The organism is Rahnella sp. ChDrAdgB13, from assembly GCF_017655185.1.
Classification (GTDB): Bacteria; Pseudomonadota; Gammaproteobacteria; order Enterobacterales; family Enterobacteriaceae; genus Rahnella; species Rahnella contaminans.
On sequence record NZ_JAEMGT010000065.1, the window covers coordinates 39,092 to 46,494 of the forward strand.

The window sequence follows — 7,403 nt, forward strand, 5'->3', positions numbered from 1 at the left end:
GGCATGAACAAATTTGTCAGATTAAGCGTTATCGCGGGTCTGTTAATGGCAGGGGCAGGGCTGGTGAATACCAGCTTTGCAGCGAACGAGAGTGCACCGGTGACTCTCGCTCAACTCCCTAATTTGACTCAAGACCCGCAAGATGCAACGGTAAGCGAGCGTGTGACCGCACGCTTTACCCGTTCACATTATCGTCAGTTCGACCTTAATGCAGATTTCTCAGCGAAAATCTTCGACCGTTACCTCAACATGCTCGATTATGGCCATAACGTACTCATGGCTTCCGACGTGGCGCAGTTTACTGACAAACGTGCCACTTTGGGTGAGGAACTGAAATCCGGTCAGTTAACTACGCCTTATGCCTTATTTAATCTGGCGCAAAAACGTCGCTTTGAACGCTATGACTACGCGTTGAAAGTGCTTGAGCGTCCGATGGATTTCACTGGCAACGACACTATTGAGCTTGATCGCAGTAAAGCACCGTGGCCGAAAGACCGCGCTGAGCTGGATAAGTTGTGGGATGCGAAAGTCAAATATGACGAGCTGAACCTTAAACTGACCGGCAAAAACGATCAGGAAATCCGCGATGTGCTCTCCAAACGTTATCATTTTGCGATGAAACGTCTGACGCAGAGCAACAGCGAAGATGTGTTCCAGCTGGTGATGAATGCCTTTGCGCATGAAATTGACCCGCACACCAATTATCTCTCTCCCCGCAGCACCGAGCAGTTCAATACCGAAATGAGCTTGTCTCTGGAAGGTATAGGCGCCGTCTTGCAGGGTGACGATGATTATACCGTCATCAATTCAATGGTAGCTGGAGGCCCGGCGGCCAAGAGTAAAGCCATTGCGGTTGGCGACCGTATTGTGGGTGTGGGCCAGGTTCAGGCCGGCAAACAAACCCCAATTGTTGATGTGATCGGCTGGCGTCTTGATGACGTCGTTGCGCTCATCAAAGGGCCTAAAGGCAGCAAAGTGCGCCTGCAGATCCTGCCTGCGGGCAAAAATGCTAAAAACCATGTTATTACCCTGACACGCGAAAAAATCCGTCTGGAAGATCGCGCAGTCAAAATGACCATCAAAAATGTCGGCAATCAGAAAGTGGCCGTGATGGACATTCCGGGTTTCTATGTGGGGCTTACGGACGATGTTAAAGTCCAGCTACAGAAAATGGCGAAGCAAAACGTCAACAGCCTGGTTATCGATCTTCGTACCAACGGCGGCGGTGCCCTGACTGAAGCGGTTTCTCTGTCAGGTCTGTTTATCCCAAGTGGCCCTGTTGTGCAGGTTCGCGATAACAACGGTCGTATCCGTCAGGACAGCGATACCGATGGCGTCGTGTACTACAAAGGTCCGCTGGTGGTTCTGGTTGACCGCTTCAGTGCGTCAGCATCAGAAATCTTTGCAGCCGCAATGCAGGATTATGGCCGTGCGCTGATTGTCGGTGAGCCGACCTTCGGTAAAGGGACCGTGCAGCAATACCGTTCACTGAACCGCATCTATGATCAGATGCTGCGTCCGGAATGGCCTGCGCTAGGCTCCGTACAGTACACAATCCAGAAATTCTACCGTATCAACGGCGGCAGCACTCAGCGTAAAGGGGTTACCCCGGATATTCTGATGCCAACCGGTATTGAATCGATTGAGACGGGTGAGAAGTTCGAAGATAATGCGCTTCCGTGGGATAGCATCAACGCGGCGACTTACACCAAAATGGGCGACATGAAACCGTTCCTGCCTGACTTGCTCAAAGATCATGAAGCACGTATTGCGAAGGATCCTGAGTTCCAGTACATCCAGCAGGATATCGCCCGTTATAAAGCACTGAAGGACAAACGTGATACCGCCTCCCTTAATTACGCACAGCGTGATAAAGAGGACAAAGAGGACGATGCATTACGTCTGAGCCGTCTGAACGAACGCTTCAAACGTGAAGGTAAGAAACCGCTGAAATCTCTCGATGACCTGCCGAAAGATTATGTGGCACCGGACCCTTATCTCGATGAAGCTGACCACATTGCCGTTGACCTGGGCAATCTGGAAAAAGCTCAGGGCGACCAGACCGCGGCGAAATAATTCTTCACCCGGTGGTCAGATGAAAAAGCGCACTCCGGTGCGCTTTTTTTATGCGCTAAACCGGGCATGAAAGCTCGCGGGGCATGTAACTCCATAGATTTCAGCGACGGATGTGAAATAAAACGCTTCAAAATGTAAAGTATTGTGATTTTAGGTCTTTAGCGGGCAGGGACTCTTGAATCTGTGCAAGAAGCCCATAGGATCAGTACAGCCGGGCAGGCTATGTGCCGGTGGTGTGACTCGATCAATAACAACGAAGTAACAATGAGGAAGTAAAATTTTATGATGCGTATAGCGTTGTTCCTGCTGACTAACCTGGCGGTTATGCTGGTCTTTGGGCTGGTGTTAAGCCTGACGGGCATTCAGTCCAGCAGCGTGCCGGGGCTGATGATCATGGCCGGGCTGTTTGGCTTCGGTGGTGCTTTTGTCTCGTTGCTGATGTCTAAGTGGATGGCGTTGCGTTCGGTGGGTGGTGAAGTTATTGAGCAGCCACGAAATGAAACTGAGCGCTGGTTGATGGAAACGGTTCGTCGCCAGTCTCAGCAGGCAGGCATTGCCATGCCGCAGGTCGCGATTTATCACGCGCCAGATATTAATGCTTTCGCAACCGGAGCGCGACGTGATGCCTCGCTGGTAGCGGTGAGCACAGGTTTGCTGCAAAGTATGAATCAGGATGAAGCCGAAGCGGTTATTGCCCATGAAATCAGCCACATTGCGAATGGTGATATGGTGACCATGACGCTGATTCAGGGGATCGTGAACACCTTCGTGATTTTCATTTCGCGTCTGATTGCGCAGGTGGCTTCTGGTTTCCTTTCCGGAAACCGTGATGGCGAAGAAAGTAACGGCAATCCGATGATTTATTTTGCCGTGGCGACGGTGCTTGAACTGGTCTTTGGTATTCTGGCGAGCATTATCACCATGTGGTTCTCGCGTCACCGCGAGTTCTACGCAGATGCCGGTTCAGCGAAACTGGTAGGGCGTGAAAAAATGATTGCAGCGTTGCAACGTCTGAAAACCAGCCATGAACCGCAGGAAGCGGGCAGCATGATGGCGTTTTGTATAAACGGCAAATCGAAGTCTTTCAGCGAGCTGTTTATGTCTCACCCGCCGCTGGACAAACGTATCGAAGCGCTGCGCAGCGGTCAGTACATCAAATAAATGTCCGTTCGTTTATGTGTAAAAAAATGCCTGGCTTATGCCAGGCATTTTGCTTTGCGAAACTTACGGTTTAGAACTCTCAGCAGCTTGCTGGCTGCTGGTTTTTTGCGTCATTCTCATCAGACTGACCAGCGCGCCTGCACCGGCGAGTGTCCCGGCCATAATTAACGAAGCATGCGTCCCGTGTGACGGGAACAGGTTAAACATCAGGGCAACCATTGCTGCACCGGTCGTCTGGCCTAAAAGACGGGCAGTTCCCAGCAAGCCACTGGCGCCACCGCTGCGGTTACGCGGTGCGGAACTGATGATTGTGTGATTGTTCGGTGACTGGAATAAACCAAAGCCCGCACCGCACAGAAGCATGCGCCAGATAATGTTCAGATGTGAAGGTTCTGGCGGCAGCAGTGAGAGCGAAAACAGCCCGAATGAAAAGATAATCAACCCGATCCCGCCCAGCATTCCGGGATGGAAACGCTCGACCAGACGGCCGGCGATTGGTGCCATCACCATCGTTGCCAGCGGCCACGGCGTCAGCAGCAGGCCGGTATCTACAGAGTTCAGCCCCAGCGTATTTTGCAGGAAGAAGGGCAGTGAAACGAATGCCAGCATTTGGGCACTGAAAGAGCACAACGACGTGCCCAGCGACAGGCTGAAAATCGGGATGCGCAGCAAATCCACCGGCAGCAACGGGAAAGGTTTCGATAACTGGCGGCGGACAAAGAACCAGCCAATAATCAGCAGCGCGATCACTTCGCCCAAAATTAGCAGATGGTTCAGACCCTGCGCGAAACCGCTGATTGCACTGATGAGCAGGCCAAACGTCAGCGCATTCATCACGCTGCTAGTGATATCAAAACGCTGCCCCTGACTGCGTGTTGAGTTGGCCGGAAGAAATTTCAGGCCCAGAATCAGCGCGACAATACCAATCGGAACATTCACCGCAAACAACCACTGCCACGACGCGACGGACAAAATCCCTGCTGCAATAGTCGGCCCTGCGGCGGACGAAACGGCAACAATCAGCGCATTAATCCCGACGCCACGACCCAGAAAACGTTGCGGATAAATAATGCGTATCAGCGCGGTATTGACGCTCATGATCGCCGCAGCCCCGAACCCCTGCAATACGCGCGCGACGGTCAGCGTCAGCAGCGAATCGGAAAGAGCGCAGAAGAGCGACGTAATGCTGAATACCAGCAGGCCGGTCTGATAGATGCGGCGATAGCCAAAAATATCACCGAGAGACGCCAGAGAGAGCAATGAAATGGTTATTGCCAGTTGGTAGGCATTCACGACCCAGATTGAGGCCGCCGGGCTGGCATGAAAATCATTGGCAATAGTGGGTAACGCCACATTCGCGATTGCGCCATCAAGCACCGAAACGGTAATACCCAGAGCGATTGCAAGGATCGCACCGTAGCGCTGTGGAACGGGAAGCCCGTCGTTGGGTGTAGGTGTCATGAGTTATGTCAGTGCGTAGTCATCAGAGAGGGGAATATTACTACGCTAATGAAGCTAAAGTGACAATTGTCACATGATGTAATGAATTTTTTACTGTTCTCTCAGTTCTGAAACTGGCTTAACAGTTCTTACATTCTCACGCATCGGGTAGATTGCTTCTCGTCGATGCTTACCACTATAATAAAAACTACGTTCTATTTTTTTTGAAACAAAACTCACGCGAGCAGGTAATTCATCCTATGGCTATCGCAGATCTTGATAAGCAACCCGATTCTGTTTCTTCCGTTCTGAAAGTTTTTGGCATTTTGCAGGCCCTGGGCGAAGAGCGGGAGATTGGTATTACTGAACTTTCTCAGCGCGTTATGATGTCCAAAAGTACCGTCTACCGTTTTTTACAGACGATGAAATCTTTGGGATACGTGGCGCAGGAAGGGGAATCTGAGAAGTATTCGCTCACTTTGAAGTTATTCGAGTTAGGGGCGAAAGCACTGCAAAATGTGGATCTGATCCGCAGTGCTGATATTCAAATGCGTGAACTGTCCCGTCTGACCCGCGAAACGATCCACCTTGGCGCACTGGATGAAGACGGTATTGTCTATATCCATAAAATCGATTCGATGTACAACCTGCGCATGCATTCACGTATTGGCCGCCGTAATCCGCTGCACACTACGGCGATCGGTAAAGTGCTTCTGGCCTGGGGCGATAAAGCGGAAGTCAGCGCCCTGTTGCAGGAAATCGAATTTACCCGGAGCACTGAAAACACCATTATGAATGCCGCCGATTTGCAGACTGCGCTTAATCAGGTGCGCGTGCAGGGTTATGGCGAAGATAACGAAGAGCAGGAACAGGGGCTTCGTTGCATAGCGGTTCCTGTGTTTGACCGCTTTGGTGTGGTGATTGCTGGCCTGAGTATTTCGTTCCCGACTATCCGTTTCTCAGAAGAAAGCAAAGCGCACTACGTTGAAATGCTGCATACCGCCGCGCGCAACATTTCTGAGCAGATTGGTTTTCACGACTACCCGTTCTGAGTCTTTGCATAAGTAATGCAGATATAAAAAAACCGAAGCCATTGGCTTCGGTTTTTTGTTTTCAGCGAACCGGGATCAGCGATGAGCCAGTTCAGCGGCTTCTTCAGAATCCATCACTGCTTTATCTGTCTGTTTTAAAAGCTGGCTGGTGATTGTACCGGCAGTCATTGAACCACTTACGTTCAGGGCAGTACGGCCCATATCAATCAGCGGCTCGACGGAGATCAACAGCGCGACCAGCGTGACAGGCAGACCCATCGCCGGTAATACGATAAGAGCCGCGAAAGTCGCACCGCCGCCCACACCGGCAACACCGGCGGAGCTCAGTGTGACAATGCCGACCAGCGTGGCAATCCAGACCGGATCAAACGGGTTGATGCCCACGGTTGGCGCAACCATGACGGCCAGCATTGTCGGATACAAACCGGCACAACCATTCTGGCCGATAGTGGCCCCAAAGGATGCTGCGAAGCTGGCAATCGATTCCGGGATACCGAGACGACGAGTTTGTGCTTCAACGCTCAGCGGAATAGTGGCAGCGCTGGAACGGCTGGTGAATGCGAAGGTTAGCACTGGCCAGACTTTACGGAAGAATTTCGCCGGGTTAACGCCGGTGAAAGACAACAGCACAGCGTGAATTACGAACATGATGGCCAGACCGAGATAAGATGCCACCACGAAACTGCCCAGTTTAATGATGTCCTGAATGTTGGAACCGGCAACCACTTTGGTCATTAATGCCAGAACACCGTATGGAGTCAGTTTCATGACCAGACGAACCAGTTTCATCACCCAGGCTTGCAGGGTATCGATAAAGGCCAGAACGCGCGGGCCTTTATCAGCATCATCTTTAACCAGCTGAAGTGCCGCAACGCCAACGAAAGCTGCGAAAATTACCACGCTGATGATGGACGTCGGGCTTGCACCTGTCAGGTCAGCAAACGGGTTCTTAGGAATAAAGGAAAGGATCAGCTGAGGCACGCTCAGGTCAGCCACTTTGCCCACGTAGTTGGACTGGATAGCGGTCAGACGCGCGGTTTCCTGCGTCCCCTGAACCAGCCCATCAGCGGTCAGACCAAACAGACCGGTCACAAAGATACCTACCAGCGAGGCAATCAGCGTGGTGAACAACAGGGTACCGATAGTCAGGAAACTGATTTTGCCCAGCGATGACGCGTTGTGCAGTTTCGCTACCGCGCTCAGAATCGAGACAAAAACCAGCGGCATGACTATCATTTGCAGTAACTGGACGTAGCCGTTACCGACAATATTAAACCAGGTAATAGAGGTTTTCAGTACCGGATCATCGGAACCATAGATCAGCTGCAAAGCCAGGCCAAACACCACACCCATGGCCAGACCAAGTAAGACTTTTTTTGCCAGACTCCATTGCTTATGGCGGGTTTGCGCCAGCAGCAAAAGGAGGACAACGAAAACCACTACGTTAAGAACGAGCGGAAGATTCATACCGAACTCCAGACTTATAGTTTTGATATTTAAAACGGGTGTTCCCGACAGGGATTGCACCATCCCAAAGCAATGGTGAGCAGGATATCAGTTTGGCACCTGAACATTTATATCCAAAAAGAATGCTTTATAACTTTTAGAGCCTATCCCAATAGGATTTTATTCCAGATAATGATGCCGCAGGTAAAATGCAGCATCGCCTCATAA

5 protein-coding genes are annotated in these 7,403 nt (G+C 51.2%); 3 read left to right on the forward strand and 2 right to left on the reverse strand.

Annotated features, from left to right (window positions below; genetic code table 11):
• The first annotated feature begins 3 nt into the window (after nucleotides 1-3).
• The gene (gene prc / locus J8X26_RS16965; RefSeq protein ID WP_165056876.1) at nucleotides 4-2,076 is read left to right on the forward strand and encodes a carboxy terminal-processing peptidase; all 2,073 of its coding nucleotides are present in this window, start codon (nucleotides 4-6) and stop codon (nucleotides 2,074-2,076) included.
• 282 nt (nucleotides 2,077-2,358) lie between these two features.
• Nucleotides 2,359-3,237 carry a protease HtpX gene (gene htpX, locus J8X26_RS16970; protein WP_152325681.1) on the forward strand — a complete coding sequence of 293 codons (879 nt, stop codon included), beginning with the start codon at nucleotides 2,359-2,361 and terminating at the stop codon, nucleotides 3,235-3,237.
• A gap of 63 nt (nucleotides 3,238-3,300) precedes the next feature.
• On the opposite strand, the gene J8X26_RS16975 is transcribed toward htpX, so the two are convergent.
• Nucleotides 3,301-4,698: an MFS transporter gene (locus J8X26_RS16975; protein ID WP_152325682.1), complete on the reverse strand. Its 1,398-nt coding sequence runs from the start codon at nucleotides 4,696-4,698 to the stop codon at nucleotides 3,301-3,303.
• 239 nt (nucleotides 4,699-4,937) lie between these two features.
• Between J8X26_RS16975 and kdgR the strand changes: the two genes are divergently transcribed.
• The gene (gene kdgR, locus J8X26_RS16980; RefSeq protein WP_152325683.1) at nucleotides 4,938-5,729 is read left to right on the forward strand and encodes a DNA-binding transcriptional regulator KdgR; all 792 of its coding nucleotides are present in this window, start codon (nucleotides 4,938-4,940) and stop codon (nucleotides 5,727-5,729) included.
• A gap of 75 nt (nucleotides 5,730-5,804) precedes the next feature.
• Here kdgR and J8X26_RS16985 read toward each other — a convergent pair whose 3' ends face one another.
• A complete protein-coding gene (locus J8X26_RS16985) occupies nucleotides 5,805-7,196 on the reverse strand; it encodes an L-cystine transporter (RefSeq protein WP_152325684.1) in 1,392 nt (463 codons plus the stop codon).
• Between the last annotated feature and the right edge of the window lie 207 nt (nucleotides 7,197-7,403).